Source organism: Pseudomonas sp. GW821-FHT01E10, from assembly GCF_059422365.1.
Map to the genome: position 1 here is coordinate 812,207 of NZ_JBWKWT010000001.1, position 21,263 is coordinate 833,469.

General features: G+C 60.7%; 12 protein-coding genes and 1 pseudogene. 7 read left to right on the forward strand and 6 right to left on the reverse strand.

What is annotated here, in order from left to right; all coding sequences use genetic code 11:
- Window positions 1-26: 26 nt before the first annotated feature.
- Window positions 27-3,859: pseudogene (locus AC07V0_RS03635) on the reverse strand (leucine-rich repeat domain-containing protein).
- 189 nt (window positions 3,860-4,048) lie between these two features.
- On the reverse strand, window positions 4,049-5,071 hold the full coding sequence (sohB, locus tag AC07V0_RS03640; RefSeq protein WP_018927637.1) for a protease SohB: 1,023 nt from the start codon (window positions 5,069-5,071) through the stop codon (window positions 4,049-4,051).
- 330 nt (window positions 5,072-5,401) lie between these two features.
- Here sohB and AC07V0_RS03645 point away from each other — a divergent pair, with 330 nt between their 5' ends.
- The 7 genes from AC07V0_RS03645 (at window position 5,402) to AC07V0_RS03675 (ending at window position 13,927) form a co-directional block, all read left to right on the forward strand.
- Window positions 5,402-6,112, forward strand: a complete 711-nt coding sequence (locus AC07V0_RS03645; protein WP_457327493.1) for a histidine phosphatase family protein — start codon at window positions 5,402-5,404, stop codon at window positions 6,110-6,112.
- A gap of 64 nt (window positions 6,113-6,176) precedes the next feature.
- Window positions 6,177-6,491 (forward strand): SCP2 sterol-binding domain-containing protein, encoded by a 315-nt coding sequence (locus AC07V0_RS03650; protein WP_007941766.1) that lies wholly within the window; start codon window positions 6,177-6,179, stop codon window positions 6,489-6,491.
- 305 nt (window positions 6,492-6,796) lie between these two features.
- Window positions 6,797-8,644 carry an amidohydrolase gene (locus AC07V0_RS03655; protein WP_064621239.1) on the forward strand — a complete coding sequence of 616 codons (1,848 nt, stop codon included), beginning with the start codon at window positions 6,797-6,799 and terminating at the stop codon, window positions 8,642-8,644.
- 198 nt (window positions 8,645-8,842) lie between these two features.
- Window positions 8,843-10,561 (forward strand): hydrogenase maturation protein, encoded by a 1,719-nt coding sequence (locus AC07V0_RS03660; RefSeq protein ID WP_457327494.1) that lies wholly within the window; start codon window positions 8,843-8,845, stop codon window positions 10,559-10,561.
- A 157-nt stretch (window positions 10,562-10,718) separates the two neighbouring features.
- On the forward strand, window positions 10,719-11,582 hold the full coding sequence (locus AC07V0_RS03665) for a LysR family transcriptional regulator (RefSeq protein ID WP_007941771.1): 864 nt from the start codon (window positions 10,719-10,721) through the stop codon (window positions 11,580-11,582).
- 114 nt (window positions 11,583-11,696) lie between these two features.
- Complete coding sequence (locus tag AC07V0_RS03670) at window positions 11,697-12,842, forward strand: SRPBCC family protein (RefSeq protein WP_457327495.1); 1,146 nt, start codon at window positions 11,697-11,699, stop codon at window positions 12,840-12,842.
- On the forward strand, window positions 12,839-13,927 hold the full coding sequence (locus AC07V0_RS03675; RefSeq protein ID WP_018927631.1) for an SMP-30/gluconolactonase/LRE family protein: 1,089 nt from the start codon (window positions 12,839-12,841) through the stop codon (window positions 13,925-13,927). The genes AC07V0_RS03670 and AC07V0_RS03675 overlap by 4 nt, the downstream gene beginning before the upstream one ends.
- A 136-nt stretch (window positions 13,928-14,063) precedes the next feature.
- Here AC07V0_RS03675 and AC07V0_RS03680 read toward each other — a convergent pair whose 3' ends face one another.
- The 4 genes from AC07V0_RS03680 to AC07V0_RS03695 all read right to left on the reverse strand — a co-directional run bounded on the left by AC07V0_RS03680 (window position 14,064) and on the right by AC07V0_RS03695 (window position 21,263).
- Window positions 14,064-14,306 (reverse strand): DUF465 domain-containing protein, encoded by a 243-nt coding sequence (locus AC07V0_RS03680; protein ID WP_019649197.1) that lies wholly within the window; start codon window positions 14,304-14,306, stop codon window positions 14,064-14,066.
- Between the two features lie 175 nt (window positions 14,307-14,481).
- Window positions 14,482-16,593: a hybrid sensor histidine kinase/response regulator gene (locus AC07V0_RS03685; RefSeq protein WP_495019387.1), complete on the reverse strand. Its 2,112-nt coding sequence runs from the start codon at window positions 16,591-16,593 to the stop codon at window positions 14,482-14,484.
- Between the two features lie 180 nt (window positions 16,594-16,773).
- The gene (locus AC07V0_RS03690) at window positions 16,774-19,872 is read right to left on the reverse strand and encodes an error-prone DNA polymerase (protein ID WP_495019388.1); all 3,099 of its coding nucleotides are present in this window, start codon (window positions 19,870-19,872) and stop codon (window positions 16,774-16,776) included.
- A complete protein-coding gene (locus AC07V0_RS03695; protein ID WP_457327497.1) occupies window positions 19,848-21,263 on the reverse strand; it encodes a Y-family DNA polymerase in 1,416 nt (471 codons plus the stop codon). Before AC07V0_RS03695 ends, AC07V0_RS03690 begins: the two co-directional genes overlap by 25 nt.

Below are 21,263 nucleotides of genomic sequence, written 5' to 3' on the forward strand. Positions count from 1 at the left end.
CCCTTGCGGGGTTCAAGGTTTTTCCCTTACTGCGTGCCTATCGGAAACGGTCGCCCCATGGCCTCCCAGTTCCGATAAAACCGGGCACGGTCCTCAAGTGCCGTGAACAGCGCAAACGGGTTTTCAGGATCGACCTCGGCCGATTCAATATCCTGGACCAGTCTTTCCCAAAGCGCTTGCGAAGCATCGGCTTCACCGAGCAGTCGCCACACCCTCGCCTGAAGCGGCAGATAATCGACCCGGAAGTCCGCCGTCAGGCTCAGTCCATCCATTACCCTCAAGAACTGGGCGCCAAGGGGCCTGGCTGCCAGCCTCTGCCAGATCAATCGTCGCGTCGCTTGCAACTCTCCATCGCCTTCGTGCAACCACTCGATGACATTCCCGTAATTAACCCCGAGATCACTTAACCACAGGTTGATACCCGTTCGCCGCCGATGATCGACAATGCGCAACAAGGTGTCCTCATCCGTCAATGGATTGCCCTGCAGCAGCACACGGTCCCTCGAGATAGCCTGGTTCAGCACTGCTGGCGGCACTCGGGTTATCTGGTTATTACGCAGGTCCAATGACGTCAGATAGGGCTGCTCCATGATTCCGACTGGGCAACCAGTGATCCCGGTGTTGCTCAGGTTCAGCCAGCGCAAGTCGTGCATTCCGAGCACCAAAGGCGGGACGCCCAGCGGGTTGTTGCTCAGGTCCAGCGTCTGCAAGTGTGTCAACCCGGTCAATTGAGAGGCGGCGCGCTCATTGAACGTCAGATTCGTCGACCTCAGATTCAGCGAAGAGAGACGCGCCATCTGGTTGATCGAAGGAGGCAATGCACACTCCGCAAGGCCGCCATGGTTGAAGTGACTCAGGTCGACATTTTCCAGGTTCAGCACTTCAAGATTTGGAAAACACTCGAGAAATCCGTTCAGACTTTCTTCTTCAGTCAGGTGAAAGCCGCGCATCGATAACTCGAGAATATTATTGAACCGGACATTCAACGTGGGTAACCGGTGATAATTCTCGAAGTCGAGATCCAGCCTGACGCCGCGAATCTGATCAGCAGGCAGTAACGGATCCTGCAGCGCCCTGCGTCGTTGCCAGATGGAGACCAGCTCCTCGGCCAACTCATTTCGAATCGCTCGCTCCTGTTGCATTTCGGTCTTCACCAACTGAACGTTATAGGCCTCGATTTGTGCAGCGCTCAATCCCGCTGCTTCGGGATCATTCGGGGCCAGGAAATCGATAGCCATGTCATGAATGTCATCCGCCACCTGATCTACCCAGGCGGTCAGGTCGATGTCGAGTTGCTGCAGCTGTTGCTTCAACCACTCAATGTGCGCCTGCGCGTTTACACCTTCGCGTTGAAGAACCGCATCTGCCTGGGCATCGGTGAAGTCTGGATAGACCTCTTTGAGTTGCAGCCTCATCATCTGGTGCGTCAGCGCCTCGGCCTGGGGCGTTCCCGGAAAACCGCCGCCGCTGAGCCCGTGGGCATCGAACGGCAACCCACCGTCCATTCTTCGCAGCCCGAGTATCACCTGTGATCGAGGCAACGCCTGGTCGCTGATGGCGAGTCGTAGTTCGTCGACTGAACCAGGCGACGTCAGGAGCAGCGCTGAACGGTCGTCGTCCGTCAACACACCGAGAAGCGCCGTATAAAAGTCTGTTGGCGAGGCCTGATGCAGATAGTGCTGTCCGACTCTGACCAAGCGCCGGACCTCCGTGGCATCCTGCGCGCCGATGCGGTCCAGCACTCGCCCCGCGACGGATTGATCAAGGACATCGATCCGCAGGTTCCGCGGCCAGCCCGGCAGGTTTTGCAGCGAGTGCAAGGCCAGGATGTCCGAGTCCGGGCTCGCCACCGAACGCAGATAAAGACCTTCATAAGCGCGATTGAGCCGCACATGCTGCTGGTACTGCCGCGCCTTGCTGTCCAGACGCGTGAACACTTGCCTGACCTCGGTCACATCGGGGGCTTGCTGGATATCCACGCCATAGCGGTCGAGCATTTGTTCGATGGCACCTTTGGGCAGCGTCGGGTATTGCTGCTGAAACAGCCGCACCCACTCATGTTCCGACTGTTGAAGTGCGGCGTAACGCCTGTTGAATTGCTCAGGCGTGCCGGCCGCCCCCAGATCCTGATCGATCTTGAAGCGACTGATCGTATCCGTCAGTAAAGGCGTTGGTGGACGCCCCGTTTGCATCAGTCGCAGCATGTCATCGTCAATCACACTGACCTTGCCGATCTGTGCCAGGACTTCATCGCTGAAAGACGCCACAGTCGGGCCGATTCCGCGGATCAGCTCCACGCGGGAGGACAGTACGGAAACCGGTGGCTCGGGCGTCGGGGCAACGGCGATTTGCGAAGACGGACGTACTGACTCGACAGCCGCTTCATCCTTCAGCGCCGCTTGTGCGCCGATCGGCAGCGCATTAAGCAAACCGAACACGGTGCGCGACACGCCCTCCGACCGTTCACGTGGTGTCTCACCGTTTACTGCCTGATCAAGACCGTAACCGGCGTCAATAAGCCCGGCCAGCGCCAATATGCCTTCGCCTCCCGGGACGAACAACGCCAATGGCCCGAACCGGTTGATCCATTGCACCACCGGTTCGACCACCGCACTTAAATTGTCACGATTGACCTGTGCATCGGTACGAATGCTTTCGATACTGGCGTGGGCGGCCTGCTTCATCGTCAGCACCAGTTGCGCAAACGGATCGGTCGTCGATGGCGGATTGTCGTAGCCAATGTAATCGGCGGGGTCCCAATAGCCGTCGTTATTGAAAAAACCGGCATTGTTGGTCAGCCGATGCATCGCGGGGTACTGCGCCATGCCGTCCAATGCCGTCAGCACCCCCGCATGAAACGTACCGTCCTCGCGATCATCTTCGGCAAAATGGGCGGCCAATGCCTGTTTTGTCTCGCTGAGCTTGCCCTGCGCGACGACCCATTGGTGCAGTTGAGTGGCATCGGTGAATTCGTGCAGCGGGGAAGAGTTGCCTGGGATGTACAGCAGCACTCGGGTACTGGCAGTGTCACGGAACGCCCAGATATCTGTTGCGGTGTAACGGTATAGCTTCAAACGGCCGGCCCTGACGGACAAAGGGGTGCGCGTCGCCGCTTGCAGTTGTTCGATGGTCAGCGTTTCCCATGCCTGACCGGGCGGCAAGCCAGCCGCCTCCATCGCGAGCTCAAGTCCTTTTTGCGACAGGCAGCGCTCCTTGAACTGCAACCAGGCCGTCATCACAAACGCTGCCTTGACCGATGTCCTCAAGGCGTACGGGCCGGACGCAGTGAGCACCTCGTCAGAGGGCCAGACCTTTTCAAGATAGGTCTCGTACACGTGCTTGAAGTCCAGCTCCCAGACCCATTTCTTGAAATCGGCCGGCCTCAGCTTCAGTTGTGAGGCGGGACCGTAAGTCTGCGGCGTCGTTTGCCGATAGATGCCTTCATAGGTGTCGTGATTGCCGCTGCCGTAATCAGCGAACTCATCGACATGCTCGACAATCCGCACCCTCGGGCCGACGTCCGGCGGTGTGTACAGACCAAAGGCGGTTTCAGCAAAACGGCCGTCCCCAACCGTCTGGTAATTTGAAAGCAGCGCTTGCAACAGCGACCGCGAGTTCGCCACCTGGCCCTGCTGGAAACCGTTCTCTTCAGGGTGGCCCTTGTAGTGGTAATCGAGGGTGACCATCAAGGTCGTCTGCGGGTCGATGTCCTGCCCCCCCATTTTTCCTTGATCAGGTGTGCGCCCAACTGGCCGGGGGTTTGGGGGAGAGCGATGTCCAGTGCAGCTTTCAGTTCGTCGCGCATTCGCAACGATGGGGCTGGATGAGGTGCGGCAACGTGGTGAAGGAGCTCATTCATGGTGCAATCCATTGCAGTCAATTCAGGCCAGTCACCCTACCCCACCTGACTCCACACGAAAGCGCGACCGATCGACAATGGCATTAGGAAAATTCGTTATTTCTTGAGGGTGAGTGGACACTTTCTGAAGGTCAAAAAAAAACCGTGGGCAATCCACGGTTTTTTTACTGACGGTGATGCCTGGTACGGTTACCAGAAGCGTTGCTGGGTCAACCGGCTCCACCAGCTCAGCAATACGCGATCGATCGAACCGCTGGCCGCCATGCCGATGCGCTCCTGCAGGGTTTTACGTTCGGCGTAATGCAAATGATAGAGCTCGGACTGTTTAGCGCGCTCAGCGAGGTATTCGTCGCTGGTCTTGAGCTCGTCCACCAGTTGCTTGTCGAGTGCCGAAACACCGAGCCAGATTTCACCGGTGGCCACTTCGTCGATAGCCAGTTGCGGGCGATAGCGCGAAACGAAGTTTTTGAACAGTTGATGGGTGATGTCCAGCTCTTCCTGGAATTTCTCCCGGCCCTTCTCGGTGTTTTCGCCAAACACTGTCAGGGTGCGCTTGTACTCACCGGCCGTGAGCACTTCGAAGTCGATGTCATGCTTTTTCAGCAGGCGATTGACGTTGGGCAACTGCGCCACCACGCCGATCGAGCCGAGAATCGCGAACGGTGCGCTGATAATTTTCTCGCCGATGCACGCCATCATGTAGCCGCCGCTGGCCGCGACCTTGTCGATGCACACGGTCAACGGCACGCCGGCCTCGCGAATGCGCGCCAGTTGCGAAGATGCCAGGCCATAGCTGTGAACCATGCCGCCGCCGCTTTCCAGGCGCAGCACCACTTCATCCTTTGGCGTGGCGAGGGTCAGCAGCGCGGTGATTTCGTGGCGCAGGCTTTCAGTGGCCGACGCCTTGATGTCACCGTCGAAATCCAGCACGAACACCCGCGGCTTGGCCTCGGGTTTCTTCTTTTGCTTTTTCTCGGTTTTAGCCTGGGATTTGCGCAAAGCCTTGAGCTGGTCCTTGTCGAGCAAGGTCTGCTCCAGGCGTTCGCGCAGCCCTTTGTAGAAATCATTGAGTTTGCTGACTTGCAGTTGGCCGGTCGACTTGCGCCGACCTTTACTGCGCAAAGCCGCAAAACTGGCCAGGACCACCAGAATGGCGATCACCAGTGTCACGGTTTTAGCCAGGAAACTGGCGTACTCGGACAAAAACTCCACAGAGACTCCTTCAACACGATGCGCGGCATGAACACGCGCGGGATACCTTCAGCATACCCATGAGCCGGCCCGGCGACCAGTCGTGAAACCTCGAGTGTCCTGTCTCACAAATACTGTTCCCTTTTTACGGCGTCCGTTGCCGTCATGCTGCGTTGCCGCTCCTCGCCTGACGACAACAGCCACTCGTCAAAAGAGAAACGTATTTGTGAGACAGGACACTAGCAACAGGCCTGTAACGGGCATTTCAAACAAGCGTATGTTTTTTCATTGACAGCTCACCGTCATCCTCATAACCTCGCCAAACCTTCAACGTACCGGGATGACGCGGACGTGGGCAGCATCTATTTGATTCGACATGGCCAGGCCTCCTTTGGTGCAGACGACTATGACGTTCTGTCGCCGACCGGTATTCGCCAGGCAGAAGTCCTTGGCCAGCATCTGGCCGAACTCGGTGTCAGCTTCGATCGCTGTCTGTCGGGCGACCTGCGCCGTCAGCAACACACGGCCACCAGCGCGCTGGAACAGTACGCCACCGTCGGTTTGCCGGTGCCGCCCCTGGAAATCGATTCGGCCTTCAACGAGTTCGACGCCGACGCGGTGATCCGTGCCCTGCTGCCCGCCATGCTGGAAGACGAACCCGAGGCGCTGGAGATCCTGCGCAACGCCGCGCAAAACCGTGCCGAGTTCCAGCGTATCTTCGCCCTGATCATCGAGCGCTGGCTCGCCGGTACCTATGACACACCGGGCCTGGAAAGCTGGCTGGGCTTCGTCGATCGTGTGCAGGCTGGCCTGCAGCGGCTGCTCGAACATGCCGACAACACCCAGAAAATCGCCGTGTTCACCTCCGGCGGCACCATCACTGCCCTGCTCCACCTTATTACGCAAATGCCTGCCCGGCAGGCCTTTGAGCTGAACTGGCAAATCGTCAACACCTCGCTCAACCTGCTCAAGTTTCGTGGTCGCGAGGTGGCCCTGGCTTCCTTCAACAGTCATACACACCTGCAACTGCTGAAGGCCCCGGAACTCATCACGTTTCGCTGATTCCGGACTATTGTGACCCTGGCTGTATTCACCCAGCTCTTATTACCCAAGAAAGGATCGAACCATGACCTCCGTAGCTGATGCCGTACAAGCAATGAAAGCCAAGTTCAACCCAGCCGCTGCTGCCGGTCTGGACCTGGTATTCGGTTTCCGCATCGACGACACCAAGAACTTCTCGTTGATCGTCAAAGACGGCACCTGCGAGCTGCAAGAAGGCGAAAACCCGGACGCCCAGGTGACTCTGGTGATGGACGGCGAAACCCTGGAAGGCATCGTCGACGGTTCGACCGACGGCATGCAAGCGTTCATGGGCGGCAAGCTGCGCGCTGAAGGCGACATGATGCTGGCCATGAAACTGTCCGAGCTGTTCCCAGGCTAAGACGACGGCTCCCGCTCTCGGGAGCCTCTCTGGCTGCATGCGAATCCCGCCCCTCGTGGCGGGATTCGTCGTTTTTCACCCTCGGAAAACGGCTATCTGTGGATATGCCGTCTATATTCCTTCTGGCCGCATGCGTCAGACATCGGCTGTTTGCCCTCGCTTCTTTTATGAAGAACTGTGTGGAGAGCACTGCCATGAGCCCACCTGACGAGCACAATGACTTCAGTCGCCGCCGTGTACTGCAAGGTCTTTCGGCAGGCGCCATCGGTGCCTGGATCAGTCCGCTAACCGCAGGGAGTAAAACCATGCCCGACACCCCCGCCGACCTGATTCTGTACAACGGACGCCTGCACACCGTCGACCGCAAGAAACCCCAGGCCAGCGCCGTCGCGATCAAGGACGGGCACTTTGTGGTGGTCGGCAGCGATGCCCAGGCCATGGCCCTGCAAGGCCCCGGCACGCAAATCGTTGACCTGCATGGGCGCACGGTGATTCCCGGCCTCAACGACTCCCACTTGCACCTGATTCGTGGCGGCCTCAATTACAACCTCGAACTGCGCTGGGAAGGCGTGCCGTCCCTGGCTGATGCCTTGCGCATGCTCAAGGATCAGGCCGACCGCACCCCTACCCCGCAATGGGTGCGGGTGGTCGGTGGCTGGAATGAATTCCAGTTTGCCGAAAAACGCATGCCGACCCTTGAAGATCTGAACAAAGCCGCGCCGGACACTCCGGTATTCGTCCTGCACCTCTACGACCGCGCCCTGCTCAACCGTGCCGCACTGAAAGTGGTCGGCTACACCCGTGACACGCCGAACCCGCCGGGCGGCGAGATCCAGCGCGATGCCAATGGCGACCCCACCGGCATGCTGATCGCCCGCCCGAATGCGATGATCCTCTACTCAACCCTGGCCAAAGGGCCGAAGCTGCCGCTGGAGTATCAGGTCAACTCGACCCGCCAGTTCATGCGCGAACTCAATCGACTGGGCATCACCAGCGCCATCGATGCCGGCGGCGGTTATCAGAATTACCCGGACGACTATCAAGTCATCCAGCAACTGGCCAAAGATCAACAGCTCACGGTGCGCATTGCCTACAACCTGTTCACCCAGAAACCCAAGGAAGAACTGACCGACTTCAAGAACTGGACCAGCACTTCCCATTACGGCCAGGGCGATGACTTCCTGCGGCACAACGGCGCCGGCGAGATGCTGGTGTTCTCGGCAGCGGATTTCGAAGACTTCCTCGAACCACGCCCCGACCTGCCGCAAACCATGGAGCAGGAACTGGAACCGGTGGTGCGCCATCTGGTGGAACAGCGCTGGCCCTTCCGCCTGCACGCCACCTACAACGAATCCATCAGCCGCATGCTCGACGTGTTCGAGAAGGTCAACCGGGATATTCCGTTCAACGGTTTGCCGTGGTTCTTCGATCACGCCGAAACCATCACCCCCCGTAACATCGAACGGGTCAAGGCCCTGGGCGGTGGTATCGCCATCCAGGACCGCATGGCGTTCCAGGGTGAATACTTCGTCGACCGTTACGGCGCCAAGGCGGCCGAAGCCACGCCACCGATCGCACGCATGCTCGCCGAGGGCGTTCCAGTGGGCGCCGGCACCGATGCCACGCGCGTCTCCAGCTACAACCCCTGGACCTCGCTGTACTGGCTGGTCAGCGGCCGCACCGTCGGCGGGCTGGCGCTCTACCCACAAGGCTTGAGCCGCGATACGGCGCTGGAACTGTTCACCCACGGCAGCGCCTGGTTCTCCTCCGAACAGGGCAAGAAAGGTCAGATCAAAGTCGGGCAACTGGCGGACCTGATTGCGCTGTCGGCAGATTACTTTCACATCGAAGACGAAGCCATAAAGTGGATCGAGTCGGTGCTGACCATTGTCGACGGCAAGATCGTCCACGGTAGCGTCGAGTTTGAAAAACTGGGGCCACCGCCAATCCCGGTGGTGCCTGAGTGGTCGCCCGTGGTGAATGTACCGGGGCACTGGAAACCCCTGGCGCCAATGACCGCGCAAGTGCACCAGTGTGTGGGCGCTTGCGCGGTGCATGCCCATAGCCATGAACGAGCGCGATTGTCGTCGGCACCGGTCAGTGACTTTCAAGGGTTCTGGGGGGCGTTTGGCTGTTCGTGTTTTGCGTTTTGAAAAGAGAAAAGATCGTCCGAAGGCGCGGGACGCGTTCGGACGATCTTTTGATTTTGAGCCTCTGCAACACTCGCTGACACAAGCTTGATCTCGATCAGTTGCCCTCCCCCCCACACTCTCTACTATCGCTCTTCCATCGAAGGCCAAGGACGGCTCATCGGGAGCCTGCGGCCGATCATTCTCAAGGAAGAGTCAATCATGCGGTCATTTAAGATCATTCTGCTGGCATCGGCGTTCAACGGCCTGACCCAGCGGGCCTGGCTGGACTTGCGTCAGGCCGGCCACTCGCCCAGCGTGGTGCTGTTCACCGATGAAGACGCGGTGTGCGAACAGATCGAGCATTCCGGCGCCGATCTGGTGATCTGCCCGTTTCTCAAGGATCGGGTACCGCAGCAACTGTGGAGCAATCTCCAGCGTCCTGTGGTGATCATTCATCCGGGTATCGTCGGCGACCGTGGCGCCAGTGCGCTGGACTGGGCGATCACCCGTGAACTCAGCCGTTGGGGCGTGACCGCGTTGCAAGCGGTGGAGGAAATGGACGCCGGGCCGGTCTGGGCCACTTGTGAATTCAACCTGCCCCAGGGTCTGCGCAAATCCGAGTTGTACAACGGGCGCGTCAGCGACGCGGCAATCACCTGTATCCGCGAAGTCGTGGAAAAGTTTATCGACGGTTTCGAGCCAGTGCCTTTGGACTACAGCCAACGCCATGTGATTGGCCGCTTGCAGCCGAACATGAAGCAAGCTGACCGGATCTTCAGCTGGCACGACAGCGCGCACTTCATCAAACGCAGCATCGACGCCGCCGACGGTCAGCCCGGCGTATTGGCCAGCCTGGCCGGCGGTCAGTATTACCTGTATGACGCTCATCTGGATTCGCGCAGCGGCACGCCGGGAGAGATTCTCGCGGTGCACGACGATGCGGTACTGGTCGCGACCGGTGATCACAGCCTGTGGATCGGTTCGCTGCGACGCAAACCCCGGCCCGGCGAAGAAACCTTCAAGCGTCCGGCCCGACATGTACTCGCCGAACAGCTTGCGCACGTCCCAACCCTTGATTGGTCGATCGCCTCTCAGCCGTTTAACAACGAAAGCTATCAACCGATCCGCTATCGCGAGTCGGGGCATGTCGGCGAGCTGACCTTCGAGTTTTACAACGGCGCCATGAGCACCGAACAGTGCCAACGACTGGTGGAGGCCCTGCGCTGGGCCAAGTCCCGGGGCACCCAAGTGCTGCTGATCAAGGGTGGACGCGGCAGTTTCTCCAACGGCGTGCACCTCAACGTGATCCAGGCCGCAGCGGTTCCGGGGCTGGAAGCCTGGGCCAATATTCAGGCGATCGACGACGTCTGCCAGGAACTGCTCAGCGCCCGGCAACTGGTGGTCAGCGGCCTGACCGGCAATGCCGGGGCCGGTGGCGTGATGCTGGCGCTGGCTGCCGATATTGTTTTCGCCCGCTCCGACATCGTGCTCAACCCCCATTACAAAACCATGGGCCTGTACGGCTCCGAATACTGGACCTACAGCCTGCCCCGCGCCGTCGGCCCGGCGATGGCGGAAAAACTCACTGAAGACTGCCTGCCGATCAGCGCCCTCCAGGCCTTGCAGTTAGGCATGGTCCAGGAAATCGGTCCGCGCTGCCCGGATGAGTTTGGTCTTTGGTTATTGCAGCGTGCCAATGGTGCGTTGAGTGATCCGGCGTACCAGGCGATACGTGAGCGCAAAAGTCAGCTCGATCCTCAACTGATGCAGCACTGCCGTAATGCCGAGCTGGAAGAAATGCATCAGGACATGGTGCAAAACCGTAAACAGTTCGCCGAGAAGAGCAAAAATTTTGTGCTTAAGCGCAAGGCGTGTGGCACGCCGCAGCGGTTGGTAGCCGATTGGGCGGTGGTGAGGGAGGTTGAGTTGGCGGACTGATTGTTTGGCACGGGTGATCAGGCCGGACAGTGAACTCTGTGGCGAGGGAGCTTGGGGCCGCTTCGTGCCCCAGCGGGAGCAAGCTCCCTCGTCACAGACGGTATCGGAAGACCATGGCTGCTCTTACAATGCCCGCACCTCCCACATCGGCCTGCCCATGGACATCGACCTCGCCCGTACCTTTCTGGAAATCGTCCGCCACGGCAGCCTGGCCGCGGCGGCTGAAAAGCTGCACGTCACCCAGACCGCGATCACTGCCCGGGTGCAGAAGCTCGAAAGTCAGCTGGGCAGCACGCTGTTTGTGCGCAATCGCGCCGGCGCGCGCCTGACGCCGAACGGCGAGGCCTTTGTGGTTTACGCCAATCAACTGGTGCAGACCTGGGAAGCCGCACGCCGGGACTTGCCGCTGCCCGAGGGCTACCGCGACGTGCTGCACATCGGTGGCGAGGTCAGCCTGTGCAACCCGTTGATGCTCAGTTGGGCCGGGGAACTGCGCGAGAAGATTCCCAGCCATGCCCTGCGCATGGAAATCCGCGATGGCGAAAACCTGCTGCGCCAACTGGAATTGGGGGTGTTGGATGCGGCGCTGGTCTATCAGCCCGAATACTGGCCACGCCTGCAAGTCGAGCAGGTGCTGGAAGAAAAACTGATCCTGGTACGCTTGGCCGGAAAACCCGATCCTTACGTGTATATCGACTGGGGCCCGGATTTCCGTCGCCAGCACGATGCGGCGCTGCCGGAAAAAGCCAAGGCAGCCCTGAGCTTCAACCTCGGCCCGCTGGCCTTGCAATACATCCTGGAAAACGGCGGCAGCGGCTATTTCCGCACTCGGGTGGTCCAGAGTTACCTGGAAAACGGCTTGCTGGAACAAGTGCCCAAAGCTCCGGAGTTCAGCTACCCGACCTATCTGGTTTACTCCCGGGACCGCGATTCGGCGACCCTGCAACGGGCGTTCGACCTGCTGCGGGAAGTGATCAAGACGGACGACGACTGGTCCCAGCGCTGGAACCCGCTGACCTGACACCATACGGGCGTCTTGCACCGGAGCGTGGCGCTTGTGTCCTCAAGGTTCGGCCTGCCTGTGCGGCGGGATCGGCTAATCTGCTGGTTATAACAATAACCACAGGTGAACCCAGTGAGGCAGACCACCGAAGCGTTCCGCGCGCGCTACCGTGCCGACATACATCCGCTCTACAACCCTTGGTTGCACGGCGCCTTTGTGTTGCTGTTCGGGTTGCTGGTCATCGGTGGGTTCTGGAGCACGGTGCATCAGGTGCAACCGCTGGAATGGCTGGCGGTGCCGCTGACCCTGTTGTTTTTCAACTTCGGCGTGTACGTCGTGCATCGGCATCTGGGGCACCACAAAAAGAGCCTGGCGCGGATGTTCTACGCCCGTCACGCCGGTGACCATCACAGCTTTTTCACCCCCGGCCACATGACCTGTGACAGCGCCCGGGACTGGCGGGTGATTCTGTTTCCAGCCTGGCTGATCGTGTTGCACACCCTCGTCATCACGGCGCCTGGCTGGTGGCTGCTGGCTCAGTTCAATAGCAACGTCGCGGGGCTGTTTGGCGGCTGCATGGTGCTCGGTTACCTGACCTACGAGGTGTTCCATGCCTGCGAACATCTACCGCCCGGCAACCCAGTGACGCGTTTGCCGTGGATCCGCCAGATGCGCCGTCTGCATGAGCTGCATCACCGTCGTGAGCTGATGCAGGAACGCAATTTCAATATCGTGTTGCCCCTGATGGACTACCTGTTCGGCACCCTCTACTGGGAACCGGAGCAAGCGCCCCCGCACCTGACGAGAACGTCCATGACCCGTATGCAGCATGTGATCGACATCGCTGGAAACCCAGTGGCTGTGCTCGCCTACGCCAGCACCGCGACCCATTGGCCGCAGTGGCATCCGTCCTCCCTCAAGGTCGACGGCCAGAGCGGCCCGCTGTATGTCGGGGAGCGATTCGAGGAAGACATTCGGGCCGGCGGGCGTGAGGGGCATTTGAGCTGGGAAGTCGACGAATACCTGCCCGGACGCCGCTGGAGGGCTCGGGCCCGGGGCGATCATGGTCTGTCGTTGGTGGTGACTTACGAGTGTGAGGTTGAGGGCGATGACACGCGGTTTGTCCGTACTCTGGAATACAGCTTCAGCGGCCTGGCAATGCGCATTGCCAATCGTCTGGTGCTCAAGCGGCGCATCGAGCGCGAATCGGCGGAGTCGATGCTGGCGTTACGCGAGATGGCGCAAAAACATCTGGCCCTGACAGGAGTCAGCGCATGAAAAGACCCCTCAAGTTTCGGCATTGGTTGCTGCTGCTGATCATCGTGATCAGTGCCTTGCTGTTTCTATTGCCGACCAAGGTTCAACCGGTAGCCTGGACACCGCCAACGGCGCCCTCCCTCGTCGAGGGCATCTACGCCGACAATCAGCGACTCAAAGGCGTGAAACGGGTCGGTGCTGCTGACATCGACGGCCCTGAGGCGTTGCTGCTGGAGAAAGACGCCCTTATCACCGGCCTGCATGACGGCCGATTGATTCGCACCAGCCTCGACGGCAAAACCACCCAGGTGCTGGCTGATACCGGTGGCCGGCCGCTGGGCCTGGCGCGGCACCCCAATGGTTTGTTGGTGATCGCCGACGGGGTCAAAGGCTTGCTGTCGCTCGACGCTCAGGGCCGGTTGATTCCATTGACCACCACGGCCAACAACCTGCCCTTCGGTTTTACCAATGACGTGGCCATCGACAAGCCCGGGCATTACGCTTATTTCAGCGACTCCTCCAGCCGTTGGGGCTACGGCAAGGACGGCGAGGCGATCATCGAGCACGGTGGCGACGGCCGTTTGCTGCGTTATAACTTCCAGACAGGCAATACGGCGGTCCTGCTGGACAAACTGGAGTTCGCCAACGGCGTGACACTGGGGCCTGACGACGCGTTTGTGCTGGTCAATGAAACTGGCGCCTATCGCATCAGCCGCTATTGGCTGACCGGGCCGAAAGCCGGCACCCACGATCTGTTCATCGACAATTTGCCGGGGCTGCCGGACAACCTGGCATTCAATGGCCGCGACCGTTTCTGGGTGGCGCTGTATGCACCGCGCAATGCACTGCTCGACACCACGGCGCCCTACCCTCTGGTACGCAAAATGATCGTGCGGGCGATGACTATTCTGCCCAAACCCCTGGAGAAGCGCGCCTTCGTCCTGGGACTGGACCTCGACGGCAAAGTGATTGCCAATCTGCAGGACGCCAGCAGCGGCAACTACTCACCCATCACCACCGTGCGCGAATATGGGGACTGGTTGTATCTGGGGTCGCTGAAAGCCCGGCACATGGCGCGGTTGCCGTTGAGTGCCGCATTGAAATAGAGGGTGTAGCCAAAAGATCGCCCGAAGGTTCGGACCGCGTTCGGACGATCTTTTGATTTTGAATCAACGCAGATCTCGTATTGATCCCCGTTCCAATTGTTCAGTCACCGGTCGTCGGTGATTCTGCACAGCGTCCTCAGGACGGTGTCTTAAGTCGCTCAGCGATCTTGTCCTTGACCTGCACACGCTTCTCCTTGAGCTTCTTCAGTACCTCATCGCTGGGCGCATCCGATTGTGCGGACTCGGCCTTCACCACCTCTGCGTCCGCCTGGATGTACTTGTTGAGCAGTGAATCCAGTAACGGATCCTTGGTGCGTTTTTGCTGGATCTCTTCCTTCGTGCAGCGCAAGTCCTGATAAAGGTCATGGGTCACCGGCATGGAACACCTCCGTTTGTTAATCGGTGGCAAACGTGATCGATGGCGTTCGCCAATTATCAGAATGGCCTCGCTTACCCGGTTCTGTCGACCGTCTATCAGACCAGCGGCGTCCGTTCGTCGTCCTGTCGCAAACGCGATACCCCCTTGCCCGAGCGCCTGGAAAGCCCCCCTTGAATCAACCACCGAGTACCGTACGAACCATTCGTGTCAGCGCCTCGGGACCATAAGGTTTGCTCAGCAAATAAGTGTCAGAGCTGAGTTGGTGATCGCGCGAAATGATGTCGCGGGTGTGTCCGGAGGTAAACAACACCGCCACCGGAGGGTTTTGCACCTTGGCCCAGGCGGCCAGGTCCGAGCTTTTGATCAAGCCGGGCATGACCACGTCGGTAAAGATCAGGTCCACTGTCGCACCGTCGAGCAACATCTGCATCGCCAGGTCACCGTTGGCCGCGGTCAGTACCTGATAGCCCTCTTCGCACAACAAGTCCACGGCCGAACTGCGCACCGCTTCGTTGTCCTCGACCACCAGAATGGTTTCATGCCCGCCCCGGTGCTGCGGAGCATGGCGCATTGTTTCATCAGGCAACGGGCGCAAGCTGCGAGGGAAATACAGCCGCACCCGAGTGCCCCGCCCGACGACGCTGGAAATCTCGATATGCCCGCCGCTCTGTTTGACGAACCCGAACACCATACTCAAACCCAGGCCGGTGCCTTGACCATCAGCCTTGGTGGTGAAAAACGGCTCGAAGGCCTGTGCAAGCACTTGCGGCGGCATGCCGACGCCCGAGTCCGCCACCGTCACGCAGACATAATCGCCAGCGACGATGCCCTTGCCGGCGCAAAACTTGCGGTCGAGGACGATGTTCTCTGCGCTGAGGGCAATGGTCCCCTCGCCGTTCATGGCATCTCGGGCGTTGATCGCAAGGTTGAGAATGGCGTTTTCCAGTTGATTGCAGTCCACGTAGAGGTGCCATGGATCGTCAGGTGCGGACACCTTGATCTGGATCGTCTCTCCCAGCGCGCGCTGCAATAATTCCCCGAGGTCTTCGAAGATCTGCCGTGGGTCGCATACGGCCGGTGACAACGGCTGACGTCGGGCAAAGGCGAGTAATTGCGAAGACAATTTGGCCCCGCGCTCGACTGCGGCAATCGAGGCGCCAACCCGGCGCTGCACGTTGGCGTTGTCCGGCTCATGACGCGCCAGCAAGTGCAGGTTGCCGGCGATCACCTGCAACAGGTTGTTGAAGTCATGGGCCACCCCGCCGGTGAGACCACCAATGGCTTCGAGCTTCTGTGATTGACGCAGCTGCTCTTCGGCCGCCAGCCGCGCCTCGACTTCTTCAGCGACTCGTTGCTCCAGGTTGCGGGTGAACTTGAGCAAGGACTCTTCGGCAATCTTGCGTTCGTGGATGTCGATCAACACCCCTGGAAAGCGCAACGCTTCACCTTGCTCATTGAGCTCGCAACACCCGCTGGCGAGCACCCACAGGTAACTGCCATCGGGACGCAGGACCCGATATTCGGCGTTATAGGGCACGCCGGTTTCCACCGACTGATTCATCCGCTCCCGGGCCCAGCTGCGATCATCGGGATGAATCTGCATTTGGGCGATGGCTGGTGGCAAGTTGGCCAGGTCCTGGCCTGGCGGATAGGAAAACGTGCGGGCGAATCGCTCGTCGCCCGATAGCACATCAGCCTTGATGTCCCAGACAAACGAGCCGAGCAAAGCCCCGGCATTGAGGGCCAGGCGAACCCTTTCATTATCGGCACGATAGGCGTTTTCGGCTTCTTGGCGTCGGCGTTCGGAAATCACATGGTCAGTGGTTTCGACCACCATTGCCATGACCCCGGCGGGACACCCGTCATCATTGGAGACAGGACTGTAGTAAAGGTCCATCCAGACGTCTTCGGGAACGCCGTCGCGCAGCAATACCAGGGCTTTGTTGTGATAAGACAAGGTGCCGCCCGCAAGACAGGTGTCCACCACATGCCGATTGAATTCGGCGACCTCCGGCCAGCCCAACTCCACCGGGGAGCCCAGCAGGTAAGGATGGCGGCCACCGGCAAATCTTGAGTAGGCGTCGTTATAGATCATGTAACCGGGGCGGCCCCACAGCATCACCATCGGCAGCGGTGAAGCAAGCAGTAACTGCACCGCGCTGCACAGACTCCCGGGCCAGGTGTCGATGCGTCCGAGTTCGGTCAGGCTCCAGTCGAACGCACGAATGCGTTCGGCCATTTCGCCGCTCCAACCGGTACAACCGTGGCTATTGTCTAGAAACTGCATCGACTGGCCTATGTCTTGTGAATGACATGTTTTCAGGCAGTGCAACAGCATGAGGAGACGGTGCCTGCCCGTTTGTTTCGAGCACTGCCGACGCCAATGGTTTCATTGAGGTATAGCTGATTCTCGACCGGCCCCTGCGACAAGCTGCTCCTGCGCAGGTGACATATCCACCGCCAAGGCTCAGTGGAAATCCCGACTGCGCACATGGATACCGTCGAGCAATGAACTCAGGTCGCTCAAGCGTCCGGCAATCAGGTGCCGCACCTCGCCCACCTGTTCCCAGCGCCCGTCGACCTTGAGCAATTGCGAGCCGACCAATACCTGCCGTTGCCGTTCGGCCAGATCGCGCCAGACCACCACGTTGACGTTGCCGAATTCGTCTTCAAGTGTCACGAAGGTCACACCGCTGGCGGTTCCCGGACGCTGTCGACCGGTGACCAGCCCGGCGACGCTGACCGGACGCCCATGCTCGACCATCAGCAATTCCCTGGAGCTGCGACAGCGCCGGGCCTTGAGTTCCCCCCGCAGCAACGCCAGCGGATGCGGGCCGAGGGTGGTGCCAACACTGGCGTAATCGGCTTGCAGGTCCTCGCCCACGGTGGGTTTAGGCAGATCCACCGCCGGCTCTTCCTGACTCGGCAGACCGGCAAACAAACCGAGCTGCTTATGCACCCCCGCCACCTCCCAGCGCGCCCGATGCCGGTCACCGGCCAGCCCGCGCAGCGCACCGGCATCGGCCAGTTGTTCCTGGGCGCGGGCATCGAGTCGTGCCCGTTCGCCGAGGTCGGCGATGTCGGCAAACGCCCCTTTCGACCTTGCCGTCTCGATACGCCGGGCATCGTCTTCGCGAAAGCCCTTGATCATCCGCAGCCCCATGCGAATGGCCGGCTGCGCACCGGTGATCGGTTCCAGGCTGCAATCCCAGTCACTGGCCCGCACGTCCACCGGGCGAATCTGCAAATGATGGCGGCGGGCGTCCTGGAGAATCTGGTCCGGGCTGTAGAACCCCATCGGCCAGCTGTTGATCAGCGCACAGGCGAAAGCCGCCGGCTCGTGGCATTTCAACCAGCAACTGGCGTAGGTCAGCAAGGCGAAACTGGCGGCGTGGGATTCGGGAAAACCGTAATCGCCGAAGCCTTTGATCTGCTCGAAGATCTGCGCGGCGAACTCCGCCGTGTAGCCGTTTTTCTTCATTCCGTCCGCCAGGCGTTCCTTGTGCGGTTCCAGTCCGCCGTGGCGTTTCCAGGCCGCCATGGAGCGGCGTAACTGATCAGCCTCGCCGGGGCTGTAGTCGGCGGCGACAATCGCGATCTGCATCACCTGCTCCTGAAACAGCGGCACGCCCAGCGTACGTTTCAGCACCGCTTCAAGTTCTTTCGACGGGTATTTCACCTCTTCTTCGCCCTTACGCCGCCGCAGGTAGGGATGCACCATCCCGCCCTGAATCGGCCCCGGACGAACGATCGCCACCTCGATCACCAGATCGTAGAAGTTCTTGGGCTTGAGCCTGGGCAGCATCGACATCTGTGCCCGGGACTCGATCTGGAACACCCCGATGGTGTCCGCATGGCCAATCATCTCGTAGGTTTGCGGGTCTTCGGCCGGCACCGTCGCCAGGCTCAGGTCGCGGCCCCGGTGCCGACGCAGCAGATCGAAACAACGGCGAATCGCGCTGAGCATGCCCAGCGCCAGAATATCGACCTTGAGCAGCCCGACCGCATCCAGATCGTCCTTATCCCACTGGATGATGGTGCGCTCGGCCATGGCGGCGTTTTCCACCGGCACCAGGCTGTCCAGAGGCTGCTCGGAAATCACGAAACCGCCAGGGTGCTGGGACAGGTGCCGGGGAAAACCGATCAGTTGCTGGGTCAGGCTCAGCACTCGACGCAACACCGGGCTATCGGGGTCGAAACCACCTTCACGCAGGCGCTCGACGGGCGGCGCCTGATTACTCCAGTGGCCGCAACAGTCGGCCAGGGCGTTGACCTGATCCGGCGGCAAACCCAACGCCTTGGCCACGTCGCGGATTGCGCCGGCACCGTGGTAAGTGCTGACCACCGCCGTCAGCGCCGCACGGGCCCGGCCATAACGCTGAAACACATACTGCAGGACTTCTTCGCGCCGCTCGTGCTCGAAATCCACGTCGATGTCCGGCGGTTCGTTGCGTTCCCTGGAGAGAAAACGCTCGAACAGCAGCGTGCTGCGTTCCGGGTCGATCTCCGTGATCCCCAGCACGAAGCACACCGCCGAGTTGGCGGCAGAACCGCGGCCCTGGCAAAGGATGTGTTGCTGGCGGGCGAAATTCACAATGTCGTGAACCGTCAGGAAATAACTCTCGTACCCCAGCTCGGCAATCAGCTCCAGTTCCTTGTCGATCTGCGCCAACACCTCGGCCTTGGGGCTTTTTTCCCAGCGCCAGCGAATCCCCTTTTCTGCCAGCACCCGCAGCCAGGACGTGGCCGTGTGCCCCTCGGGCACCAGTTCCCGGGGATATTGATAACGCAACTGACCGAGGTCGAAAGTACAGCGCCGGGCGATGTTCAGCGTCTCGTCGAGCAGCGCCTGCGGGTAGAGATCGCGCAAGTCGTCGAGGCTGCGCAAATGCCGTTCGCCATTGGGGTGCAGACGCAACCCGGCCTCGGCCACGGGAACGTGATGGCGGATGGCGGTCATGGTGTCCTGCAAGGCGCGCCGGCCGCGGGCGTGCATATGCACATCGCCGCTGGCCACCGCCGGGATCCGCAGTTCCCGCGCCAGGGTCAGCAGTGCCGCCAGTCGCCGAGTGTCGTCCTGCCCGCGATGTAACTGAACGCTCAGCCACAGGCGCTCGGCGAAGCTCTGCTTCAGCCAATGGCCCTGCGCAAAATCATCGACGGCGTCCGGCGCCCACAACGCCAACAGCCCCGGCAACGGCTCGCTGAAATCCTCCCGCAGCACCTGATACTGGCCTTTCTGCGTGCGGCGTCTGGCGCGGGTAATCAGTCGGCACAGGGCTTGATAACCTTCGAGGTTTTCCACCAGCAGCACCAGTTTCGGGCCATTTTCGATACGTATTTCGCTGCCGATGATCAGCGGCAGCTCCACGGTCTTGGCCGCCTGCCAGGCACGGACGATACCCGCCAGGGTGCATTCGTCGGTGATCGCCAGCGCCTGATAGCCCTGCTTTTTCGCCCGTTGAAAAAGCTCAAGCGCACTGGAGGCACCGCGCTGGAAACTGAAGTTGGACAGGCAGTGCAGCTCGGCATAGTCGACGCTCATGCGAACCAGCCTTGCAGCCACAACGGACCGTCTTCGCCCACCGCCCGATAGGCCCAGCCCTGCTGACCGGAACGGGTTTCGATCAGGTAGTAATCGCGGCGCACGTCGCCGCCGTCCCACCAGCCGGACTCGATGCGCTCCGGCCCCATGAGGATGCGCGTCGAGCTTTCGTGTACCGCCTGCGGTTCAGTCAGCAACCAGCCCGGGCGTTGCACGGCAGGCAGCCCCCCGCAGGCCTGGCTGTCGACAGTGGTCTGCCACGCGCATTCCGGCCGGTGATCGGCCTGGAAGCGCAAGCCCTGCACCGCGTCATCCCCCAGCCGTGCGCGCAAGCGTTCACGCAGTTGCTCCCAGGGCAAGGACTGCTGCGGACGGTCGTCGAACAGCTCCTGACGCTGGGGCACGAAGGCCGGCAGATCTTCGGCGCGCAGACGAAAACCGCGCACCGGCGCCTCGACCTGAACCTGTTCCAGCCGCCCCCGGGCCAGTTCGAACAGCATCGCCGGATCGCGCTCGGCGCTGAGCAGGCCGACCTTGATCACGGTGTCCGGCAAGCCGGCGTGTTCCAGGTGCAAGTCGAAACGTTGCACGCCGCTGTCCCGGCCGCAGAGGAACGCCGACAGATCGCCGGTCAATCGTCTTAAAGGAAACAACAATGCCTGATGGGATTGCACATCGAAATTGAGTTCGATGCGCACATCGAAACGGTCCGGCGGCAGGTAAAACGCCAGTGCCAGCCGCCGCTCACCGAACAGGCTGTCCAGATGCTTGAGCACCTGGGCCTCGAAACGCCGGGCCAGGCTATGCCGGGGCAGCGCCTGCACCTGACTCAAGGTGCGCAGCCCCATGCGCGATAACGCCGTAGCAACGCTGGGCTCCAGGGCAATGCGATCGACGGGCAGTTGCCCGAGGTGATGCTGCAAGGCTTGATTGTCCGGCACCACCAGACCGTCATAAACGTTGGCCAGCACCCGCGCCGCCACCGGATTTGGCGCGGCGACAATCCGATGGCGAAACCCCAGCTCAGCGAGCTCGGCGCGCAGCCGCGCCTCGAACTGCGGCCAGGGCCCGAACAAGCCCAGGCTGGATTCGATTTCAAACACCACGGCACGCGGGTAATGCACGCTGACCTGGGAGCTGAACCGATAGGCCCAGGCGGCCAGGAACTGCTGCCAATGTTCGATTTCGGCGGCATCGTATTCGACGGTGACGAACCCTTTGCTCAGCGCCTGGGCGGCGGTCATCGACTGACCGGGTCGCAAACCCAGCGCCCGCGCCGCACCGTTGACCGCCTGCAGCACCCGCCGCTGGGCCGGGCCGGTCAGCAGCGCCAACGGCTCATCGGGGTCGGGGCGCTGACGCAGTACCGCGTCCAGCGCCAATTGTGGGAAGACAATGCACACCCAGCGCAT

Excerpts from the sequence above, each read along its gene's own strand:
- AC07V0_RS03695 (WP_457327497.1), bottom strand. The coding sequence starts at position 21,263 with ATGCGCTGGGTGTGCATTGTCTTCCCACAATTGGCGCTGGACGCGGTA.
- AC07V0_RS03685 (WP_495019387.1), bottom strand. The coding sequence starts at position 16,593 with ATGCAGTTTCTAGACAATAGCCACGGTTGTACCGGTTGGAGCGGCGAA.
- AC07V0_RS03650 (WP_007941766.1), top strand. The coding sequence starts at position 6,177 with ATGACCTCCGTAGCTGATGCCGTACAAGCAATGAAAGCCAAGTTCAAC.
- AC07V0_RS03665 (WP_007941771.1), top strand. The coding sequence starts at position 10,719 with ATGGACATCGACCTCGCCCGTACCTTTCTGGAAATCGTCCGCCACGGC.
- AC07V0_RS03675 (WP_018927631.1), top strand. The coding sequence starts at position 12,839 with ATGAAAAGACCCCTCAAGTTTCGGCATTGGTTGCTGCTGCTGATCATC.
- AC07V0_RS03680 (WP_019649197.1), bottom strand. The coding sequence starts at position 14,306 with ATGCCGGTGACCCATGACCTTTATCAGGACTTGCGCTGCACGAAGGAA.
- AC07V0_RS03655 (WP_064621239.1), top strand. The coding sequence starts at position 6,797 with ATGCCCGACACCCCCGCCGACCTGATTCTGTACAACGGACGCCTGCAC.
- AC07V0_RS03660 (WP_457327494.1), top strand. The coding sequence starts at position 8,843 with ATGCGGTCATTTAAGATCATTCTGCTGGCATCGGCGTTCAACGGCCTG.